Annotated in this window: 21 protein-coding genes; 6 read left to right on the top strand and 15 right to left on the bottom strand. The window is 31.6% G+C overall.

Translation table 11 applies throughout. The features are described from left to right. Positions 1–14: 14 nt before the first annotated feature. Genes lspA through SYO3AOP1_RS01005 form a run of 3 tightly spaced genes read right to left on the bottom strand, consistent with a single transcriptional unit; the run spans position 15 to position 2,060 of the window. Positions 15–506, bottom strand: a complete 492-nt coding sequence (gene lspA / locus SYO3AOP1_RS00995; protein WP_012458930.1) for a signal peptidase II — start codon at positions 504–506, stop codon at positions 15–17. Between the two features lie 4 nt (positions 507–510). Next, positions 511–945, bottom strand: coding sequence for a TraR/DksA family transcriptional regulator (locus SYO3AOP1_RS01000; protein WP_012458931.1), 435 nt, complete (start codon positions 943–945; stop codon positions 511–513). A 53-nt stretch (positions 946–998) separates the two neighbouring features. Further along, a complete protein-coding gene (locus tag SYO3AOP1_RS01005) occupies positions 999–2,060 on the bottom strand; it encodes a PilZ domain-containing protein (RefSeq protein ID WP_012458932.1) in 1,062 nt (353 codons plus the stop codon). Between the two features lie 100 nt (positions 2,061–2,160). Here SYO3AOP1_RS01005 and alr point away from each other — a divergent pair, with 100 nt between their 5' ends. The 3 genes from alr to SYO3AOP1_RS01020 are packed head-to-tail and all read left to right on the top strand — an operon-like array spanning position 2,161 to position 4,741. Beyond that, complete coding sequence (gene alr, locus SYO3AOP1_RS01010) at positions 2,161–3,204, top strand: alanine racemase (protein ID WP_281340808.1); 1,044 nt, start codon at positions 2,161–2,163, stop codon at positions 3,202–3,204. Further along, entirely contained in the window at positions 3,198–4,553 is a 1,356-nt protein-coding gene (locus tag SYO3AOP1_RS01015) for a sigma-54 dependent transcriptional regulator (protein ID WP_012458934.1), read from the top strand. The genes alr and SYO3AOP1_RS01015 overlap by 7 nt, the downstream gene beginning before the upstream one ends. A 2-nt stretch (positions 4,554–4,555) precedes the next feature. Then, positions 4,556–4,741: a 4-oxalocrotonate tautomerase family protein gene (locus SYO3AOP1_RS01020; RefSeq protein WP_012458935.1), complete on the top strand. Its 186-nt coding sequence runs from the start codon at positions 4,556–4,558 to the stop codon at positions 4,739–4,741. A gap of 159 nt (positions 4,742–4,900) precedes the next feature. On the opposite strand, the gene SYO3AOP1_RS01025 is transcribed toward SYO3AOP1_RS01020, so the two are convergent. The 8 genes from SYO3AOP1_RS01025 to hemA are packed head-to-tail and all read right to left on the bottom strand — an operon-like array spanning position 4,901 to position 11,727. Next, positions 4,901–5,503 (bottom strand): aminodeoxychorismate/anthranilate synthase component II, encoded by a 603-nt coding sequence (locus SYO3AOP1_RS01025; RefSeq protein WP_012458936.1) that lies wholly within the window; start codon positions 5,501–5,503, stop codon positions 4,901–4,903. Continuing rightward, on the bottom strand, positions 5,500–6,498 hold the full coding sequence (gene gap / locus SYO3AOP1_RS01030; RefSeq protein ID WP_012458937.1) for a type I glyceraldehyde-3-phosphate dehydrogenase: 999 nt from the start codon (positions 6,496–6,498) through the stop codon (positions 5,500–5,502). The genes SYO3AOP1_RS01025 and gap overlap by 4 nt, the downstream gene beginning before the upstream one ends. A gap of 29 nt (positions 6,499–6,527) precedes the next feature. Further along, a complete protein-coding gene (murF, locus tag SYO3AOP1_RS01035) occupies positions 6,528–7,838 on the bottom strand; it encodes a UDP-N-acetylmuramoyl-tripeptide--D-alanyl-D-alanine ligase (protein ID WP_012458938.1) in 1,311 nt (436 codons plus the stop codon). Further along, positions 7,838–8,449 (bottom strand): class I SAM-dependent methyltransferase, encoded by a 612-nt coding sequence (locus SYO3AOP1_RS01040; protein ID WP_012458939.1) that lies wholly within the window; start codon positions 8,447–8,449, stop codon positions 7,838–7,840. The genes murF and SYO3AOP1_RS01040 overlap by 1 nt, the downstream gene beginning before the upstream one ends. 3 nt (positions 8,450–8,452) lie before the next feature. Next, a complete protein-coding gene (locus SYO3AOP1_RS01045; protein WP_012458940.1) occupies positions 8,453–9,361 on the bottom strand; it encodes an AAA family ATPase in 909 nt (302 codons plus the stop codon). After that, positions 9,362–9,901, bottom strand: coding sequence for a lipopolysaccharide transport periplasmic protein LptA (gene lptA / locus SYO3AOP1_RS01050; protein WP_012458941.1), 540 nt, complete (start codon positions 9,899–9,901; stop codon positions 9,362–9,364). Then, positions 9,894–10,421, bottom strand: coding sequence for an LPS export ABC transporter periplasmic protein LptC (gene lptC, locus SYO3AOP1_RS01055; RefSeq protein WP_012458942.1), 528 nt, complete (start codon positions 10,419–10,421; stop codon positions 9,894–9,896). The genes lptA and lptC overlap by 8 nt, the downstream gene beginning before the upstream one ends. Next, a complete protein-coding gene (hemA, locus tag SYO3AOP1_RS01060) occupies positions 10,402–11,727 on the bottom strand; it encodes a glutamyl-tRNA reductase (RefSeq protein WP_012458943.1) in 1,326 nt (441 codons plus the stop codon). Before hemA ends, lptC begins: the two co-directional genes overlap by 20 nt. A 64-nt stretch (positions 11,728–11,791) precedes the next feature. Here hemA and SYO3AOP1_RS01065 point away from each other — a divergent pair, with 64 nt between their 5' ends. After that, positions 11,792–12,427 carry an O-methyltransferase gene (locus SYO3AOP1_RS01065; protein ID WP_012458944.1) on the top strand — a complete coding sequence of 212 codons (636 nt, stop codon included), beginning with the start codon at positions 11,792–11,794 and terminating at the stop codon, positions 12,425–12,427. Between the two features lie 727 nt (positions 12,428–13,154). On the opposite strand, the gene SYO3AOP1_RS01070 is transcribed toward SYO3AOP1_RS01065, so the two are convergent. The 4 genes from SYO3AOP1_RS01070 to typA form a co-directional block, all read right to left on the bottom strand. Continuing rightward, a complete protein-coding gene (locus SYO3AOP1_RS01070; protein WP_012458945.1) occupies positions 13,155–13,382 on the bottom strand; it encodes a YdcH family protein in 228 nt (75 codons plus the stop codon). 22 nt (positions 13,383–13,404) lie between these two features. Then, the gene (gene ahcY / locus SYO3AOP1_RS01075; protein ID WP_012458946.1) at positions 13,405–14,661 is read right to left on the bottom strand and encodes an adenosylhomocysteinase; all 1,257 of its coding nucleotides are present in this window, start codon (positions 14,659–14,661) and stop codon (positions 13,405–13,407) included. 491 nt (positions 14,662–15,152) lie between these two features. Beyond that, on the bottom strand, positions 15,153–15,896 hold the full coding sequence (locus tag SYO3AOP1_RS01080) for a methyltransferase (protein ID WP_012458947.1): 744 nt from the start codon (positions 15,894–15,896) through the stop codon (positions 15,153–15,155). Beyond that, complete coding sequence (gene typA, locus SYO3AOP1_RS01085) at positions 15,893–17,719, bottom strand: translational GTPase TypA (RefSeq protein WP_012458948.1); 1,827 nt, start codon at positions 17,717–17,719, stop codon at positions 15,893–15,895. The genes SYO3AOP1_RS01080 and typA overlap by 4 nt, the downstream gene beginning before the upstream one ends. A 477-nt stretch (positions 17,720–18,196) precedes the next feature. Here typA and SYO3AOP1_RS01090 point away from each other — a divergent pair, with 477 nt between their 5' ends. Continuing rightward, the gene (locus SYO3AOP1_RS01090; RefSeq protein WP_012458949.1) at positions 18,197–19,126 is read left to right on the top strand and encodes a magnesium chelatase domain-containing protein; all 930 of its coding nucleotides are present in this window, start codon (positions 18,197–18,199) and stop codon (positions 19,124–19,126) included. Between the two features lie 88 nt (positions 19,127–19,214). Further along, entirely contained in the window at positions 19,215–20,666 is a 1,452-nt protein-coding gene (locus tag SYO3AOP1_RS01095; RefSeq protein WP_012458950.1) for a hypothetical protein, read from the top strand. Positions 20,667–20,759: the final 93 nt, after the last annotated feature.

A 20,759-nucleotide genomic window follows, 5' to 3' on the forward strand; every position in this document is an offset into this window, starting at 1 on the left:
GGTATTATATATTTCTAATTCGTAATTCTTCTTTTCTTCCAAAAAAGCTCATACCCAATAAATAAAGCTATACCTATCGTAATAGAAGCATCTGCTACATTGAACGCTGGCCAGTGATGGTCGTTTATATAAAAATCTAAAAAATCCCTTACCTGACCCAGCATAAACCTATCATAAAGATTTCCAACAGACCCACCGCAGATTAAAGCTAAACTTAAGACCTCTAAATTAGATAGCTTTGCATTTGACTTAAAAACATATCCAGCAGTGATTACCGCAGCAATGATAGAAGAGCCTACAAGCATTAATTTTCTTATAGTCTCCGGAGCTTCTGCTAACATTCCAAAAGCAGCACCTTTATTCCAAACCAAAACCAGATTAAAAAGTCCGGGTATAATCTCAATAGCCTTATCTGCTAAATACTTTTCTGCTAAGCTTTTAGTTGTTAAATCCAAAACTATAATAACAAAAGAAATGCCTAAAAACGTTAAAACCTTCTTATTCATTTAATTACTCAGAAGGTACAGTTTTGTTTTCTTCCTCCTCTCCACCAAGAGCAGGAGGTATGATGTTATATAGCATCTCTTCTTCGTTCTTTTGTTGGAAAGCTCTAACAATTTCTTCATTTTGGCTACAATCAATGCAGAGTCTTACCCATGGAATTGCTTCAAGTCTTTTTTCTCCAATAACTGCACCGCATTCTTCACATATTCCATATGTTCCGTTTTCTATTTTTCTTAAAGCCAAGTCTATTAAAAATAAAGTTTCTCTATCTGCTTGGTTTAATCTATAAAACGTTTCTCTACTAAGCTCTTCTGTTACGTTATCCGCATCATCACCAACACCGGTCTTTTCATTTAAATCATTTTTTAATGCTTCTTCCATAGATTTTAATATCTGCTCTCTTTTTTCTAAGAGTTGTTTTTTTATTTTTTCTAAATCCATTTAAGAAACCTCCTTTAAAATAAATCAATATAATATGAAAAAAATATATAATTTCAAGATTGTTTTTTATATAAGCTCAACATTTTTTGCTGCTCTTTTCTTATATAACTAAATATATCCTTTTGGATACTTTCTTTAATTTCTTTAAATTTAATACCGTAACAAATAATCTTTTGCTTTTCATAAACATTTACAACATCACCTGTCAACTGAAAATCTTTTTCCTCTAATGTAAATGTTAATATAATTTCATCCCCAATTCGTAGGTTTAATGTATTTTTTTCTTCTACACTTACGCAAAATCTTGCACCAGATGGGCTTATATCAAGAATTCTACCAATATGCCACTTTATGATTTCTTTATCATCTTCCTTTATTTTTTTACCTAATACAGCTTCTATATCTGTATCTATTCTCGGATATTCTCTTCTTTGTATTCTTAGAATTTCAAATGTGTGAGGAAATTTTAATATAACATTTCCACTTTCTTTCAAGATATCCTCTATTTGCCCCTCAACAACATAAGCACCATCTGATTTTCTTATAAAAGATATTTTTACCTTATCACCAACATTTAAATTCGGTACATTTTTATCAGTTATTGCCCAGTACATATATAATTCATCTTTGTCATATAAGACAACATTAAAACTTCTTCCATCTTCTAATTTAATCCTTCCTCCTTGGAAAAGATCAATATCTTTTGTGACAGTGATTGGAACAAAAGATGGTACGACATCAAATCCAAGCTTTTCTCTCATATCTTTGATTAAATTTTCATTAAAATTTGGATTATCCTTTATATAAAGGTCAACAACTTTCTCAAATGGTGATTTAAACTCTAAAGCTAAAAATGGGTCTCTACCCATCTTTTTAGAATAATCCCAAAGAATAGATACTTGCTCATCGCTCAACTCTTTCTCTTTAGCATATTTTACAAATTCTGAATAATGGTATTTCGCTTTAAGTTTTTTACTTAAACTATTTAAAAATAAAACAGCGAGAATAATAATTAAAATTATAAAAAGCAAAAAAACTATTGCATTTATATCAACACCAGATAATTTTTCTACGGCTTTCTGATAACCTTCTACAACTGGTTTTCTCTCAGGCATTTTTAACCCATCCCTACATTTTATTCTAAGTTTTTGTTAAACTATAATATCACAATTTTATGGAGGGTTTAAGATTAGCTTTTATAGAAGTTTTGCTGAAATAAATTTAGAAAATTTAAAGCATAATGTAAAAAATTTATACTCTTTTTCAAAGAAAAAAATTTTTGCAGTGGTAAAAGCAGATGCGTACGGTCATAATGCGGTTTTGGTATCTAAATATCTACAAGAATTAGATTTTATAGAATCTTTCTGCGTTGCTACTCCTTTAGAAGGGAAAGAATTAAGAGAAAATGGAATTTTTAAAAATATTCTTATTCTTGGCGGGGTTTTAAAAGAAGAGATTGAGATTTTAAATCAGTACAACTTAATTCCCGTGATTTCAGACTTTAACCAGTTGGAAATCGCAAGAAAGCTAAAAAATAGAAAAATACATCTAAAATTTGATACTGGAATGAGAAGGCTTGGGTTTTATTTAGAGAATGTGGATAAAATAAAACCACTTTTAAAAGAGTTTGAGATAGAAGGAGTACTAACTCATCTATCAAGTGCTGATACTGATAGAGAGTATACAATAAATCAGATTAAAGAGTTTAAAGAGATTTTAAATCTTCTTGATGTTAAGCCAAAATACATACACGTTCAAAACTCAGCCGGCGTTGTTTATGAGTGTGATTTTTGCAATGTTATAAGGGTTGGTCTTGCTATGTATGGGGAAAAGCCTTTTGAAAGTTATCCGATAGAGCTAAAACAAGTAATGAGTGTAAAATCTAAAATTATTTCTATTAAAGATGTAAAATCAGGGGATAGAGTTTCTTATAATGGAAGCTTTGTAGCCAAAAAACCTATGAAGGTTGCCATAGTACCATTTGGTTATGCAGATGGTCTTCCAAGAAGTTTATCCAATAGATGGTTTTTTTTAGTAAATGGTAAAGAAGCTCCAATTCTTGGTAAAATAACAATGGATATGACAATAGTTGATGTTTCTGAAATTGAGAATATAAATATTGGTAATGAGGTTGTGATAGTTGGAGAAAGTGGCAATAAAAGAATAACCTTTGGAGATATTGCTAACATTGTAGGAACTATTTCATACGAAATCATGTGTGGTATCTCAAAAAGGGTTGTAAGGTGCGAAAAATGTTAAATATTTTGGTTGTAGATGATGAAAAAAATATTCAAAGTTTGATTAAAGATATTCTCAGCGATGAAGGTCATTCTGTAAGCGTTGCCGGAAGTTTGACATCTGCAAAGGATTTAATAAAAAAAGAAGTTTTTGATTTGATATTCTTAGATGTATGGCTACCTGATGGAGACGGTATATCTTTGATTTCTTTTATAAAAGAGCATCAGCCAAACAGCTTTATAGTTATGATTTCCGGTCATGCAAACATACCTATAGCCGTTCAAGCAATAAAGGAAGGTGCTTTCGACTTTTTAGAAAAACCGCTATCTACAGACACGATTTTTGCAGTAATAGAAAAAATAGAAAAAGAAATAAAATTGAGACAAAGCCTTCAATTCTATAAAGAAAAAGAAGAAAGTCAGATTGAAATCATCGGAAATAGTGAAAAGATAGTTCAATTGAAAAAACAGATAGAAAAAGTAGCAAAAACAAATGCATGGGTAATGATTCTTGGAGAAAACGGAACCGGTAAAGAACTTGTAGCAAAATCCATTCATTATCAATCTAGCAGAAAAGATTATCCATTTGTAGATATAAACTGTGCTGCAATACCTGACGAGCTTTTTGAAGCAGAATTTTTTGGATACGAAAAAGGAGCGTTTACTAATGCTTTCACAAGAAAGATAGGGAAGTTAGAGCTTGCAGACAAAGGAACGTTATTTTTAGATGAAGTGGCAGATATGAGCCTATCTGCCCAAGCCAAGCTTTTAAGAGTTTTAGAAGAAAAAGAATTTTCAAGACTTGGAAGTAATACGAAAATAAAGGTTGATTTAAGAGTAATCTCAGCAACAAACAAAGATATACAAAAAGAAGTAGAAAAAGGCACTTTCAGACAGGACTTAGCTTTTAGACTATCAGTAATTCCATTAACCGTACCACCACTGAGAGAAAGAGGAGAAGATATAATCTTACTTGCAGAGTACTTTATAAAGAAATTTTCAATAGAAAATAAAGTAGAACCACCAATACTGACTGATGAAGTAAAAAGAACTTTTTTAAACTATTCTTGGCCCGGAAATGTAAGAGAGCTAAAAAATCTAATGGAAAGAATTGTTATTTTTAACAGTGGTGATTATGTTTATAACAAAGACCTACCCCCAAACATGTTTGGTAAAACTACTGCCCATGAAGAAAAAAGCATTCCAATTACAATAAGACCTTTGAAAGATGCAAAAGAAGAACTTGAAAGAGAGATGATTAAAAAAGCCTTGGAAGTATACAATAAAAATTTAAAAGAAGTTGCAAAGGCTCTTGATATTGATTTATCGTCTTTGTATAGAAAAATAAAACAGCATCAGTTGGAGGAGTAAAAATGCCATACGTTGAAGTTAAGGTAACTGGAAGACTAACAAAAGAACAAAAAGAAAAAATCGTAGAAGGTATTACAAAAGTATTAGAAGAGGTTGCAAACAAACCACCACAATCTACTTATATAGTAATTACAGAAGTAGACAGAGAAAACTGGGCAAAGGGTGGAAAATTATTGTCTGATTTATAGGGAGAGTGTTCCAAATTTTTTTAAGCTTCCCTTTCCGTGTCATCCTGAAGCCAAAGGCTGAAAGATCTACTCTTTTAAAAAGAGAGAAAACGAGATTCTTCGCTTACGCTCAGAATGACAGTGTTGGTTTTTGGAACAGTCTTTCTTGTTTTTTGATATTTAAGTTGTTAAGTTTTCTTTTATATCCTCTTTTTTACTCATTTTTAAAAAGTTTTCAAGAAGTTTATGACCGTACTCTGTCAATATAGACTCTGGATGAAACTGAACGCCCCATATTGGATATTTTTTATGTTCTATTGCCATTATTTCATCATCATCAGACCGTGCAGTTATCTCTATATCCTCCGGCAGAGTCGATTCATCAATGACTAAGGAATGATATCTTACAGCATTAAAAGGGTTTGGTATTCCTTCAAACAAGCCTTTTTCATTATGATAGATTTTTGATGTTTTGCCATGCATTAAGCATTTAGCTTTCACTATCTTGGCCCCGAAAGCCTGCCCAATCGATTGATGTCCCAAGCAAACACCAAGAATAGGATAGATTCCTTTAAAGTTTTTTATAACATCAACAGAGATCCCCGCCTCTGTTGGAGTGCAGGGACCGGGTGATATTACAATCGCATCAATTCCTTCCATATTTTTAATATCTTCAATCGTTATCTCATCATTTCTTTTAACTACGACTTCTTGGCCAAGGTCATAGAAATATTGGACAATGTTATATGTAAATGAGTCGTAGTTATCTATCATCAATATCATTGTTTACTGCCTACGAACAATACAAGGTCTTTTAATCTTGTAGAATATCCATATTCATTATCATACCAAGATGCCGCATGAACAAGATTTCCACCGATCACTTGCGTTAGTAATGAGTCAAAAATAGAAGATGCCGGATTTCCAACAATATCAGATGATACTACTGGATCTTCGCAGTATGCAAGAATTCCTTTCATTTCACCTTCTGCGTATTTTTTCATCGCAGCATTAACTTCTTCTACAGTTGTTTCTTTTTCTACCACAACCGTTAAATCTATTAAAGAACCATCAGCAACAGGAACTCTTCTTGCTGTACCATCTAACTTTCCTTTAACTTCTGGGATAACTTCTCCAAGTGCTTTTGCTGCCCCTGTTGTTGTTGGAACAATATTTACTGCCGCCGCTCTTGCTCTTCTTAAATCTTTATGTGGTAAGTCTAATATTCTTTGGTCGTTTGTGTATGCGTGGGTTGTTACCATATAACCATACTTTATGCCAAACTCTTTTTGCAACACTTTTACTACCGGTGCAAGTGCGTTTGTTGTACAAGATGCATTTGAAATAATGTTGTGATTTGCCGGGTCATAAGCTTCTTGGTTAACTCCAAGAACTATTGTAATGTCTGGATTTTTAGCCGGTGCAGAGATAATAACTTTTTTAGCTCCTGCTTCAAGATGCTTTTGCGCATCCTCTCTTTTTGTAAACAACCCTGTTGATTCTATGACTATATCAACGTTTAAATCTTTCCATGGAAGTTGTGCAGGGTCTTTTATAGCTGTTATTTTTATTTCTTTTCCGTTTACAATAATAGAGTCTTCTGTAGCTTTTATATCAGCATCGTATATTCCGTGAACTGAGTCGTATTTTAAAAGATGTGCCAATGTTTTAGTATCTGTTATGTCGTTGATAGCTACAATTTCAATACCTTTAACGCCGTTTACAATTCTAAAAAAGTTTCTTCCAATTCTTCCAAACCCATTAATAGCTACTCTCATAAATATTCCTCCTGGAATTTTTTCAGAATCTATTTTAGCATAATTCTAAGCTTTAAAATCACATCTTCCATTTTCATGCCACGAGAACCTTTAACCAAAACAACTGGCTGATAATTAGAAAATTTCAAAATATCCTCTACTATGCCATCTTTGTTATCAAAATGTTTAACCCTTGACTTATCATCAATCTCTTCAAAAACATACTTTGTTTCATTGCCATAAAGCATTATGTAATCAATATAAGAAACATTTAAAAACTTTCCAATCTCTCTATGAAGCTCCTGAGAATAATCCCCAAGCTCAAGCATATCTCCCAAAACGAAAATTTTAAAACCTTCCATGCTGTTTAAAATATCAATTGCATTTTTTACAGATAAAGGATTTGCATTGTAAGAGTCATCAATGATTGTAAAATTACCAATATTTATGATTTCTCCTCTTCCGGAAGAAGATTTAAAATCTTTTAAAACTTCAAGATTTTTTATTGGATCATAACCAAAATGGTACAAGACACCGGCAACCGCTCCAATATTTTTAAATACGCCAATATTATAAACCGGTATTTTTAGCTCTATTTTATCATTTTTATATTTAATAACTCCAACTGTCCCATCTTTGACAATCTTTATATCTCTTATCTCAATATCTCCATCTTCTCCGTATGTTATTGGATTTTTTGGATTGTAGAACTTTTTTAATTCAGATGGCAACACTGAATAATCTCCGCAATTGAATATCTCTCCTTTTCCTTTTATAACGTTTTCAAAAGAGCCAAACTTTCCAACATGTCCATGTCCTACGGATACTAAAACACTAATATCTTGATTTACCATCTTGCCAAGGTAATCAATATCTCCTACCTTTCCAGCTCCCATTTCAATGATTGTTAAATCTATGTTTTCTGGAATGTTGGCAAGAGTTAAAGGAACGCCGATTTCGTTGTTATAGTTTCCTTGTGTTGCATAGGTGCTTGCAAGATTAGATAATACAAAATTCATAAGTTCTTTTGTTGATGTTTTTCCGCTTGTCCCTGTAATGCCAATGACTGCTTTAACTTGATTTCTTTTATGTTTTCCAACTTCTACCAATGCTTGATAGGTATCTTTAACCAAGATTCCGTTTTTAAAATTTAAAGGCTTTTCAGAAAAATAGCCAACCGCTCCTTTTTCAATTGCATCTTCTATATATTGGTGACCATCTGCATTTTGACCTTTAAGCGGTATAAAAAAATCCCCTTCTTTTACTCTCCTGCTGTCGATCTCAAATCTATTTATTTTTTTATTTTCTTTAAGATTTAAAAACTCACCATTTACAATCTTTTTAAGCTGGGCTAAATCCATTACTTTCTTCCTACAACTAAAAAAATTGGATACTCTCTTTCCATGCTCTCTCTTTGTTTTTTAACTATATGCGCTATTTCAGACTTGATTTCTTTAAATCCGGCTTCTTTAAGTTTATTTTCCATCTCTTGTATTTCAAACCCAAAATGTTCAACCCCTTCATTGTCATCATGAAAGCTGCCATCTTCTTTAACAAGGTCAGCAATCGCAATATAACCATCTTCATTTAGATAATCGTAAAGAATTTTTAATATCTGACTTATATCCTTTATATGATGAAAAACCATAGAGCTAACGATTAAGTCGTACTTTTCTGATAGTTTATCTGTATAAATGTCTAAATTGAGACATTTCATATTTTCGATTTGATTTTCTTTAATTTTTTTATCAAAAACCTCTATCATTCCTTTTGATGTATCAATTCCTGTAATCTCTCCAACATAAGGCTGTAAGAAAAAGGACAATAATCCGGTTCCACATCCAAAGTCTAAGACTTTCATGTTTTGATTTAATGGAACCAACTCTTTTATTTTTTCAGCTACATTTTTTGCTATATTGACTCTTGCAGGTTTTTCATCCCATGTAAACGCTGCCATATCAAATCTATTCATAGATTATCCTCCTAAAAATCTTAAGACAAGATATATTAAAATTAAGATAAATGCTGGGATGACTAATAAGATTATAGTTTTTAAATATTTTTTTTCTCCTTTTTCCTCTTTCAAAAGAGATTTCAATGCAGATCTTATATGGTGAGGTTTTATTACTTGGCTATTTTCCAAATATGCAGACATTAAAGCTTTTGACATAACTGAATTTATTAATCTTGGGATTCCTTCAGTATTTTTATATAATTCTTCAAAAACTTTTGGGTCAATATTTATATTCTCACCATTTGCTATTTTTAAACGATGCATAACGTATTTTTCAACTTCTTTTAAGTTTAAAAAATTTAGGAACATTTTATTTGTAATTCGATGGTCTAACTGTCTAAGTTTAGGAAGCTTTAATTTTTCTTCTAACTCTGGCTGACCTACTAAAATAATTTGAATTAATTTCTCTTTTTCAGTTTCTAAATTAGATAGCAATCTTAACTCTTCTAATGTTTCTACTGGCATAAGCTGTGCTTCATCTATTATGATTAATGTTTTTATGCCTTTTTTAATATTTTCAAGTAAAAATAATTTCAATATTTTTAATATTTTATCTTTGGAAATATCCTTATCATATTCCAGAGAAAACTCATCCATCAATGTCTTTAAAAACTCTTCTGGTTGAAGGTTTGGATTTAAAATCAATGCATAAATATATTTATCTGGTAGGTCGGATAAGAATTTTCTCAAAATGGTAGTTTTTCCTGTTCCAGGTTCTCCAACGATTACACAAAAACCTTCTCCATTTTCAACAACGTATTTTAATAAATTTTTGGCAGTTCTATGAGTTAAAGATTCGTAGAAAAAACTTGGGTCGGGTGTTATTTTAAATGGATCTTCTTTTAAACCAAAAAAATCTAAATAACTCATTTACTCTTGTTTTTCCTTTGGAAAGATTATACTTCTTACTCTCTTAGTTTTTGAAGTTGCTATAGCTTTTTCCTCATCTATGTAATAGTAAATTTCATCACCTTCTACAACGTTTTTATCTTGATGAACTTCTGCATTATTTCTAAGAATTATCAAATTTTTATCTTTATAGTATTCTGCTTCTTTACCTTTACCCCATTTGTTTTCTTGCTCAAAATAAACATTACCGGTAGCTATTATTTTAGAGACATCACCTTTATCGTCTAAAAATATTTTCATCATATCTGCATTTAATTTAATATTTCCCTTTATAGCTTCAACTTTTCCTGTGTATATAGCTATTTTATCTTTGTTAAAGTATTCCAACTTATCAGCTGTTATTACCACCGGCTCTTTTTTATTCGTTTCTTTTTTTTCTTGACTGTATGCAACCAACACAAAAAATAAAATAATAAAAAACGCTAATTTATAAATACGGCTGGCAAAAAATTCAAGGAAAGTAGGGGATTCTTTGTTAATTAAAAAATTTATATCATGCATCTTTTCCTCTCACTGTTGTTTTAACATTTTGTAATCTTATGTTTTCTTCTTCAAAATTAAAAAACAAATTCTTTCCTACGGTTTGCATTTTTTCAGAATTAATATAATTTTGACTATAGTTGTACGCAATCTTTCTTTCTGTATCTATAAATAATTTATCGGTCGTAAGTTGAAGATTCTTAGATATAACTTTTACATTATTATAAATATCAATTATTTTTTGCTGTCCGTAATATGTTGCTAAATCTCCTGTTAAATCAAAAGACCTATCATCGCTTTTATAAATTAAATACGGCTTTTCTATATGAACGTTTTCCTTAACCTTTACCATCTTTTGCCCTGTCAGTTTATACTCTTTATCTGACTTAGATATGTATATAAAATTTTCTATTGTGTTATTTGTATATCTTAATCTATTTAGATTTTCTCTTTCTATATAGTCGTTAATTTGATTAAAAATGTAAGAAATGACAAGAAAAATCAAGCCTAACAAGAAGATTCTACTGCTCTTCTCTAACAATATCTTCTATCTCCTCTAAATTCTTGCCTTTTTTTCTGAAATCCCATTTTGAGCTAAACATATCTTCAAAAATTTTTACTACTTCTGTATTTCCTTCTTTTGCAGCTTTATCTTTGATATACATAGTTGGTCTGTGAAGTAGTTTGTTTATCAAAGACCTCATTGCCAAATCAATGGTTTCTCTTTCTTTTTCATTTAGATAAGGCATTTGTTTAAACAATTTTTCCAACTGCTGTTGTCTAAGCTTATCTGCATAATCTCTAACACTTGAAATAATAGGACTAACTTTTAGAGCATTTAACCATTTGACAAACTTCTCTACTTCTTCGTCGATTATAAATTCGGCTCTTTGAGCTTCTATTTTTCTTTCTTCTAAGTTTGAATTTACTACCTGTTTTAAATCGTCAATGTTGTATAAATAAACACCTTCAAGCTCGTTAACACTCTCTTCAACGTTTCTTGGAACAGAGATATCTATTATAAAAAGTGGGTCTTTTCTGCTTTTTATTGCTCTTTTAACATCTTCTTTTTTTAGAATTGGTTCTTTTGCACCTGTTGAAACGATTATAATATCTGCCTCCGGTAAAAATTCTTGAATTTTTTCAAATCTAATTGCACTTCCGCTGAATTTGTCTGCAAGTTCAACAGCTTTTTCAAATGTTCTGTTTGACACAAAAATATGTTTTACATTTAGAGAATGAAGGTGCTTAGCTGCAAGCTCAGCCATCTCGCCAGCACCAATTATAAGCACATTTTTATCTTTCAAATCTCCAAAAATCTTCTTTGCAAGCAAAACAGCTGCATAGCTTATAGATACAGCCCTTCTTGATATACCGGTAGAAGTTCTGATTTTTTTTGATACGTTTAAAGCTTTATCAAATAATCTTGTAAGAATATGACGGACGGCTTTATACTCTTTTGCTTTTGTAAACGAATCTTTAAATTGACAAACAATCTGTGGTTCGCCTATCACCATAGAATCTAAGCTTGAAGAAACTCTAAATATATGTCTGATTGCTTCTTTGTTTGTATAGAAAAATAAATAATCTTTTAAAGTATTGACAGGAACAGTAGAATACTGAGATAGAATTCTTAAAATCTCTTCTTTTACTTTTTCTATATTATCGTTAGATACTCCGTAAAGCTCAACTCTGTTACAAGTAGAAATTACGCAGATTTCATATATATCTTCAATAGAATTTAATTTTTCAAGAATTAAGCCGTAATTGTTTTCTGTTATGGCTAACTTCTCTCTAATCTCTACCGGCGCTGTTTTATAGTTAAAACCTGTTGAGAATATAACCATCTTTACTCCAAAAATATGATTAAAAATATTATAGCATCTTATAAGATATGCTAAAATTTAGCCTATGAATATACTAAATCCGCAAGTAGAAGCTTACATAGAACAGTTAAACAGAATTGCCTTCATTGAAGATGAAGAAATCTTAAAAGAAATGGAAGACTATGCTCATAAAAATGACTTCCCTATCATTGATAGAACAGTTGGAAGACTAATTTATCTAATTACAAAGTTAAAAAATCCAAAATTAGTCGTAGAGCTTGGTTCTGGTTATGGATATTCTGCTTATTACTTTGCAAAAGCTATGAATGGCGGAAAGGTTGTATTAACAGACTATCAAGAAAGAAACCTATCTATGGCAAAATCGTATTTTGAAAGATTTGGTTTGTTAGATAAAACAGAGTTTAGAGTAGGAAATGCTATTGAGATAGCAAAAGAGTATAAAGATATTGATATTTTATTTCTGGATTTAGAAAAAACTAAATATCTTGAAGCTATTTTAACATTAAAAGACAATCTTAAAGTTGGTAGTTTAGTTATCGCTGACAATACGCTATGGTATGGCAAAGTTGCACAGGATAATCCAGATGAAAAAACAGCAAAAATTAAAGAATTTAATGAGCATATGTTTAAAAATAAAGAGTTTTTTAGTGTTTTAATTCCTTTAAGAGATGGTGTTCTAATTAGCAATAAGATTGAGTAAAAAAGCGATAAATTAACAATTCTCACAACGGCTATGCTCAATTATTAAAGCTAAGAATAACAATAGCTAAAACTATTTTTTAGATAGTATTTATAACTGGCTTTACTCATGTATTTTATAAATTTTTTAGACAATAGCTTCAAATTTCACCTCTCTTGTTCCAAATCGGACAGTCATTTGTTCTTTTTTGGACAGTAAAATATAAAAGTGTTTGTATTTACATAATAGAAAATTGGCATAAATTTTTAATATCACTTATAGCTCCTGCTGCACTTTTTCTTCAAGACCCACCTCCTGCAAGAATTTTGGAAGTTGGCCACCGGCTAACTTCCCTTTTTTATTAAAGATTCCAAGCTGAGAGATTTGAACAAATTGGCAAATACTATACAGTTCATGAACTTCAGTACAAAATAATTCGTAAATTACCTATCAAATGGATTAATAGGTAAAGTCTATGTTTTTATATACCTTGGGTGATAAATTAGTGGTTTTTAATAGAATTTAAAAATGAGATCCTTCGGTCTTATGGCCTCAGGATGACAGGGTAAGTGTAGGAGTTATTCATGAATCGCCCTTACGAAAGTAAAGTTATCATTATGCAGTCGGCGAAGAATTTCCAACTTTTACCTAATTCCTCACCTGAAATATAGGACAAAATCTATGTGATTATACCTTGAGATTAAATTTATGAAAGTGGCAAGCTCTAAGGCTTGCCGTTGTGTGAGTGTTATCCTTGAGTTTTTGATAAGAATTCTTTAATTTTTAATTCCATCATATCTTTTAAGAAAAGCTTTCTTCTTTTTAATCTTTCTTCTTCAGCTTCAATTTCTGGGTCTGGTGGAAAATGTTTTTCAAGCTTTTGAACTTTCCATTCTAATTCTTGATGCTCTTCATACATTTGCTTAAATTCTTCATCTGTCTCTAATAATTTTTTGATTGCTTCTTCTCTTGTCATGTCTGCCTCCTTGAATAGTTTTTTATGTACCATGTTGCCAGCTTGATAAATACTCTCTTTGTTCTTCTGTAAGTGTATCTATTTTTATTCCCATTGCACTTAGTTTTAATCTTGCAACTTCAAAATCCAGCTCATCAGGAACTTTGTATACTGTTTTTTCAAGTTTATCTGCATTTTTATAGACATATTCAGCAGATAAAGCCTGGTTTGCAAAAGACATATCCATTACTTGTGCTGGATGTCCTTCTGCTGCTGCAAGGTTTACAAGTCTTCCTTCAGCCAATACATACAGGTTTCTTCCATCTTTTAGGGTGTATTCTTTAACATTATCTCTTATTTCTCTTATTGCAACTGCCATTTCTTCAAGTGCTTTCAAGTTTATTTCAACATCAAAGTGTCCAGAATTACTTACAATAGCTCCATCTTTCATAACTTCTAAATGATGCTTATCTATTACATTTATATTTCCTGTTACAGTTACAAAAAAGTCTCCAATTTTTGCTGCTTCTTCCATTGGCATAACTCTATAGCCATCCATTACTGCTTCAAGAGCTTTTAGTGGGTCAACTTCTGTTACGATTACATCTGCACCCATTCCTCTTGCTCTCATTGCAACGCCTTTACCACACCATCCATAACCAGCAACAACAAATTTTGACCCGGCTATAAGCCTGTTTGTTGCTCTTAAAATTCCATCTATCGTTGATTGTCCTGTTCCATATCTGTTATCAAAAAGATGTTTTGTGTATGCATCATTTACAGCAATAACCGGAAACCTTAACACTCCATCTTTTGCCATAGCTTTTAATCTGATTACTCCGGTTGTGGTTTCTTCTGTACCACCGTATACATTCTCAATTAAATCTTGCCTTTCTTTATGTAGCAGTGATATTAAATCGGCTCCATCGTCCATGGTTATGTTTGGTTTTCTGTCAAGAACCGCGTTTAAATGGCTGTAATATGTGTCTCTATCTTCTCCATGTATTGCAAAAACTGGTATTTCAAAGTATTTTACAAGTGCTGCTGCTACGTCATCTTGTGTAGAAAGTGGGTTAGATGCTGTTAGATAAACATTTGCTCCACCTTCTTTTAATGTTATCATCAAGTTTGCTGTTTCCGTTGTAACGTGCAGACAAGCTCCTATCGTTAAACCTTTTAAAGGCTTATCTTTTGAAAATCTTTCTCTGATCTGTCTTAAAACAGGCATATCTTTTTCAGCCCATTGTATTCTCAAAAGACCTTTATCTGCAAGATTAATATCCTTGATGTGATATTCCAAATTGAACCCTCCTTTTTAAAAAATGTAGGTTATATTTTAGCATAAGTTTAGAGATATAAAGGTTTTGCTGAAAAAAAACGAACTTAGTTGAGACATTTACAAATTTTATTATAAAGTTTAAAGAGAAAATACCTTGGGAGATAAATTAGTGGTTTTTAATAGAATTTAAAAAAGAGATCCTTCGGACTTACGTCCTTAGGATGAAAAATAAAGTGGAAAAGTGGAAGAGAAAGTAAAGTTGTCATTCTGCAGCCGATTAAGAATATCCTCTTTTGCCTCTCTATAGCTTCATTCTGAGCGTGAGCGAAGAATCTCCTACTTTTTTCCTATTGCCTCTCATTTTTTAAAAGAGGAGATCCTTCGGACCAAAGTCCTTAGGATGTCGGATAAAGTTAAAGTTATATCTACATATACACTCTACAGTTTAAAAAATTTAGAACATCTTCATATAAATTTTATCAACTTTTCACGTCTCACTTTCTCATTTAGCTTTAAAATCCATTTTCTAATAAATTCCAAACATAATCAGTATATTTTTTTTCTTTGGGATTTTCATAGATAATTAAAGGTGCTTCTACAATTTCTCCACCTTCTTTTGAATTTTTAGATGCTTCTACTAAAAAATGGGTAGCTTTTTCATTGATTGATGGATGAACAAATCTGTAACGTTTTGGCTGAATATTATATTTTTTTAAAAGCGATACGGTTTCTGAAAATCTTTCTGTAATGTTTATAAGATGAAGCTTTCCTTTATTTTTAAGAAGATACCAGCTTCCATAGATAAAATCTTCCAGCTTAGCTAAAGCTTCGCTTCTTGCTATCTTTTCTTGAATATTTTTATAATTACCCTCTTTAAAATACGGTGGATTAATTACTACATAATCAAAATACTGATGATTATAAATCTTTTTTACATCCTTAACATTTCCGAGTGCTATTTGAACATGGACGTTGTTAATTTGAAAATTTCTTTTGGCAATATCAAATAAATCTTCCTGAACTTCTAAAGCATAAAGTTTAAGATTTTTATATTTAAGACTAATTAGAATTGGTATGATACCGCTTCCCGTTCCTATATCTATGATTTTTCCGGATGATTTGATGTTTAAAAAATCAACAAGAAGAAGGCTATCAATATTAAACCTATAGCCTTCCCTTTTTTGAATGATTTTTATCTTTCCTCTAATAAAAGGTGAGATATCTTCATCTTCTTTTATTAGAATTTCTTGATTCACTTTCTTTTGTTTGCTTCTAAAATTTTCTTTCTTATTCTTATAGCATCCGGCGTTACTTCTATAAGCTCATCTTCATTAATCCATTCCATGGCTCTTTCAAAGTCCATCTTTTTAGCCGGGATGATTTTAATGTTTTCATCAGAGCCGGAAGCTCTCATGTTAGTTAATTTCTTTTCTCTTGTTACGTTTACATCAAGGTCATTATCTCTGCTGTGTTCTCCTACAATCATGCCTTCGTAAACTTCTGTACCCGGTTCTATAAAGAAAACTCCTCTATCTTGTAATCCAAAAATTGCGTATGGTGTTGCTACACCTTTTCTATCAGCTATCAATGCTCCGTTTTGTCTTGTTTTAATCTCTCCCTGCCACTCTTCCCAGCCTTCAAAGATTGTGTTGATTAAGCCTTCGCCTCTTGTATCTGTTTTAAACTCTGACCTGTATCCAATCAGTCCTCTTGATGGAACAATAAATTCAAGCCTTACCCTTCCAAATCCATGATTAATCATGTTTATCATTCTGCCTTTTCTTGAACCAAGCTTTTGAGTAACTGTTCCTACGTACTCTTCCGGAATATCTATTAAAACCCTTTCTACCGGCTCTAATTTTTTACCATTTTCTTCTTTTACTATAACTTCCGGTTTTGATACTTGAAACTCATAGCCTTCCCTTCTCATCATTTCAGCCAGTATGGATAGCTGTAATTCTCCTCTACCCATTACTAAGAATGAGTCTGGATTTTCTGTGTCAGATACTCTTATAGCAACGTTAGTTAATGTCTCTTTGTACAATCTATCTCTTAAATGTCTTGATGTTAAAAATTTTCCGCTTCTTCCTGCAAATGGAGAATCGTTTACTGAGAATATCATAGATATTGTTGGCTCTTCTACTGTTATTGGAGGAAGTCCTACAGGATTTTCAGCGTCAGCTATAGTTTCTCCGATGGTTATATCTTCCAATCCTGCTATTGCTACTATATCTCCTGCTTTTGCTTCTTTTGTTTCTACTCTTTTGAGTCCTTCGTAAGTATATAATGTTCTTACAGTTCCTTTAATTATTGTTCCATCTTTTTTTACCACTGACACTTGTTGATTTACTTTTACAGAACCATTAAAAATTCTTCCAATTGCTAACCTCCCGACGAAGTTGTCATAATCTAAGGATGTAATCAGAAATTGTAATCCCATGTCCGGGTCATAAGATGGTGCCGGTATATATTCTATGATTTTATCAAACAATGGTTTTAAATCTTTTGAATCATCTTCAAGGTTTTCTTTTGCGATTCCGTCTCTTGCTATCGTGTAAAGAATTGGAAATTCAAGCTGCTCTTCCGTTGCGTCTAAATCTATAAATAAATCGTAAACTTCATTTATCACTTCTTGAATTCTTGCATCCGGTCTATCTATTTTGTTTATAACAACGATAGGTGTTAGATTAGATTCTAACGCTTTTCTTAAAACAAATCTTGTCTGAGGAAGTGGTCCTTCTGATGCATCAACAAGAAGTATTACACCATCAACCATTTTTAATGTTCTTTCTACCTCTCCGCCAAAATCAGCGTGCCCCGGAGTATCAACGATGTTAATTTTATAGTTTTTATATCTTATAGCTGTATTTTTTGCCATAATTGTGATACCACGCTCTCTTTCTAAGTCGATATTATCCATAACTCTTTCCGCTACTTCTTCATTTTCTCTAAAAGTACCACTTTGTTTAAGTAGTGCGTCAACAAGCGTTGTTTTTCCATGGTCTACGTGGGCAATAATAGCAATATTCCTAATATCTTCCCTAACTGCTTTTGGTACTCTTTTCTCTTCTAATAACATTTTTTCTCCTTGTGAAATTTAAAAATAAAACTTATTATTATATCATTTTTTGTATAAGTCATATCAGTTTAGGAAAATTAAAAAAATAAAAAAATAAAATTATGAGACCCTTTAGCTTGTTGCTTGCTGACAAAAGCTAACCAATGGTGTCATTCTGAGCATAGCGAAGAATCTCCTGTTTTTCTTTTTAAAAAAAGCGATCCTTCGACTTTACAGCCTCACGATAATAGAGAAAAGAATAATGACATTCTTCTGAAGCTACAGAGAAGACTATGCTGGTTTTTTTATACTCCTACTTTGTCATTACGAGCGATAGCAAAGAATCTCCGTTTTTTATGCCCCTAATCTGTCTTCTGCACTACAGCGAAGAATCACTTTTTTCACTTTCTCACCTCTCACCCCTCACTTTCTTACTTCATTTAAATTAGTTATGCTAAAATTAAATCAATTATGGAAATAAAAGGGGATTTGTAAGGAATGCTTTCTGTTGTCAAAAGTGGTGGAACGTATGGAATAAATGGCTATGTTGTAGATGTTGAAGTAAATATTTCTCAAGGACTGCCACAGTTTACAGTTGTAGGACTACCGGATACGGCAGTAAAGGAAAGCAGAGAAAGAGTCAGGTCTGCAATAGAAAATATAGGATATAAGTTCCCGGTTAAAAAAATTACAGTAAACCTTGCACCGGCAGACGTATTAAAAATAGGGACGTTGTATGACCTGCCAATATCCATAGGCATTTTAGCATCTTCCGGAATAATTAACGAGAACGATTTGAAAGATACAGCTTTTATTGGTGAGCTTGCTTTAAATGGAGACTTAAGAGGTGTTAAAGGAGTATTACCGATTGCAATCAAGCTAAAAGAAGTTGGCTTTAAAAGATTTATAGTTCCATTAGAAAATGAAGAGGAGGCAGCAATCGTAAATGGCCTTGATGTTTATGGATTTGCTAATCTTAAAGAAATTGTGGTGTTCTTAAACGGAAATTTAGAAAAACAGCCTAAAAAGATAGATGTTGATGAAGTTTTAGAATGTAGTTTAGACCATATAGGAGATTTTGCAGAAGTAAAAGGGCAGTATACAGTCAAAAAGGCTCTTGAAATTGCAGCGGCAGGATTTCATAATCTGCTAATGATTGGCTCGCCGGGCTCGGGTAAAACCATGCTTGCAAGAAGATTTTTATCAATACTGCCTCCACTCACATTCCAAGAAGCAATAGAAGTAACAAAAATACACAGCATAGCAGGAGTTTTGAAAGACAACATTGTAAGATGTAGGCCATTTAGAGCACCACACCATACGATTAGCGTATTGCACTTATTGGTGGGGGATGTAAAACTCAAAAATTATTGCGAAAACTCAAAATATATTGCGAAAAATACAAAAATTATTGCAAAACATTTATAAATAGTAATTTTTTATTTAGATATCTACGCTATTTAACAGTCAGTCAATTTTTCTTTCCTGCACCTATTTATTCAAAAGGTAGGCTAAAATGAATAGTGAAGCTTTTAATATTCTTAACAATGAATCTAACAAAAAAATCATTCAAGCACAGAAAAAGTCTACTTTGGTAGTTTGCGGTTATACAGATTTAAATTTTAGTCATGTAAGCGATGCTACTATAAAGGTCATATTAAGAGATAAAAGCAGTGGTAATTATCTAATAGCACATAAAATACCTGTAAAGTCTTTGAGTTTATTGCCTATCGGAACTGAAATATATAAGAATGAAGTAAAATATACGGAGTTTCGGGAAGTAAATATAAAGCATAATTTTTATAAATTTAGAGCATATAAGTATGATGAATTAAGCGGAAAAGAGAAAGATGTAATTTCAAAGTCTATATATGGAGATATTACTAAATGGAGCAGTGGAAAGTTTGTTGTTAAAAAGCCATATTTTTATATTTTCCCACAAAACAAGGATAGCATAATAATAATTCCTGACTTTCTACTGCTTATACCATTTTATTTTCCCGACGATATTATCAGCAATATTACAATAGGGTTTAAACAACTTGATAGTTATATTGATATTAATAAGGTTGATTGCAATAATAAAACTCTTTCATTGAAAAAGCATGTTCCTGAAAGTTCCAAGCTTTCTATCGTTCTTCTGTATCTGTATGCTTGTCATGAAGAGGCAAGAAAGAGACAAGGAGAGATTTTAATTTATCATAACATAATTAAAATGAAAAAAGCACAAACAGAGGAGATAGAATTAGAGCATAAATCTATTGAAAACAAAGAAATAGAATTTTATTATAAATTTCCTTTTAACATGGAAACTGAATATATTTTTGAGGGCGAATATATTAATAACATATTTATTGCTTACAGGATACATCCAATAGATTTTGGTATAAAGATTTTTTACAGGTATTCTGGGAAAGGTGAGACAGGTCATCCAATTTCATCTTCAAAAAGGTATTTTAAATTAAAAAAAGTTAATGATATTAATATGAAGGGAAGTGATGTATATCACCCATTAAAATCGGGCATAGAAGATAGAGAATTTGCAAATAAAGGTTTTAGATATATAGGTCGATTAGAAAAATTAGAGCCAGAGAAAAAGTCAAAAAATCATACCAATAATAGTCTCATTCCGATAACTGAATACAGCAATGAAGAAATTGATGAAGGTGGTTTTGGTTTTGAAAAGAGCAAAGATGGTTATGCATCTAAAATGAAAAGCGTAGAAAATGACGATGTTGATGGTTTGATAGATGCTTTAAGAAAGCATAAAGGAATAAAAAATTTTATAGATTTAGGTTCTTGGAGAGAGTGCAGAGTTATTTATTTTGTTTATAAAAGCAAGCATGTTTTAGTTGTGTTTCCTGTTATTAAAAATTCAGGTTCTTATGTATTTTCATCAAGTAGTTTTAATTTTAAAGATAGTTTTAAGTGGATCGTAGAGGAGATTTTAAGGATAAGCTCGACTTAACTTTTTGATAATAATCTTAATTTCATTCTCTAAAACTTCTAATTTAATCAACCCATTCTCCCTGTAAACTTTCTTTTCGTTTACCATAATTAT

This window comes from Sulfurihydrogenibium sp. YO3AOP1, assembly GCF_000020325.1.
GTDB lineage: Bacteria > Aquificota > Aquificia > Aquificales > Hydrogenothermaceae > Sulfurihydrogenibium.

Coding starts and splice junctions, on each gene's coding strand:
- lspA (WP_012458930.1), bottom strand. CDS start 506: ATGAATAAGAAGGTTTTAACGTTTTTAGGCATTTCTTTTGTTATTATA.
- SYO3AOP1_RS01000 (WP_012458931.1), bottom strand. CDS start 945: ATGGATTTAGAAAAAATAAAAAAACAACTCTTAGAAAAAAGAGAGCAG.
- SYO3AOP1_RS01005 (WP_012458932.1), bottom strand. CDS start 2,060: ATGCCTGAGAGAAAACCAGTTGTAGAAGGTTATCAGAAAGCCGTAGAA.
- SYO3AOP1_RS01015 (WP_012458934.1), top strand. CDS start 3,198: ATGTTAAATATTTTGGTTGTAGATGATGAAAAAAATATTCAAAGTTTG.
- SYO3AOP1_RS01020 (WP_012458935.1), top strand. CDS start 4,556: ATGCCATACGTTGAAGTTAAGGTAACTGGAAGACTAACAAAAGAACAA.
- SYO3AOP1_RS01025 (WP_012458936.1), bottom strand. CDS start 5,503: ATGATATTGATGATAGATAACTACGACTCATTTACATATAACATTGTC.
- gap (WP_012458937.1), bottom strand. CDS start 6,498: ATGAGAGTAGCTATTAATGGGTTTGGAAGAATTGGAAGAAACTTTTTT.
- murF (WP_012458938.1), bottom strand. CDS start 7,838: ATGGATTTAGCCCAGCTTAAAAAGATTGTAAATGGTGAGTTTTTAAAT.
- SYO3AOP1_RS01040 (WP_012458939.1), bottom strand. CDS start 8,449: ATGAATAGATTTGATATGGCAGCGTTTACATGGGATGAAAAACCTGCA.
- SYO3AOP1_RS01045 (WP_012458940.1), bottom strand. CDS start 9,361: ATGAGTTATTTAGATTTTTTTGGTTTAAAAGAAGATCCATTTAAAATA.
- lptA (WP_012458941.1), bottom strand. CDS start 9,901: ATGCATGATATAAATTTTTTAATTAACAAAGAATCCCCTACTTTCCTT.
- hemA (WP_012458943.1), bottom strand. CDS start 11,727: ATGGTTATATTCTCAACAGGTTTTAACTATAAAACAGCGCCGGTAGAG.
- SYO3AOP1_RS01065 (WP_012458944.1), top strand. CDS start 11,792: ATGAATATACTAAATCCGCAAGTAGAAGCTTACATAGAACAGTTAAAC.
- SYO3AOP1_RS01070 (WP_012458945.1), bottom strand. CDS start 13,382: ATGACAAGAGAAGAAGCAATCAAAAAATTATTAGAGACAGATGAAGAA.
- typA (WP_012458948.1), bottom strand. CDS start 17,719: ATGTTATTAGAAGAGAAAAGAGTACCAAAAGCAGTTAGGGAAGATATT.
- SYO3AOP1_RS01090 (WP_012458949.1), top strand. CDS start 18,197: ATGCTTTCTGTTGTCAAAAGTGGTGGAACGTATGGAATAAATGGCTAT.
- SYO3AOP1_RS01095 (WP_012458950.1), top strand. CDS start 19,215: ATGAATAGTGAAGCTTTTAATATTCTTAACAATGAATCTAACAAAAAA.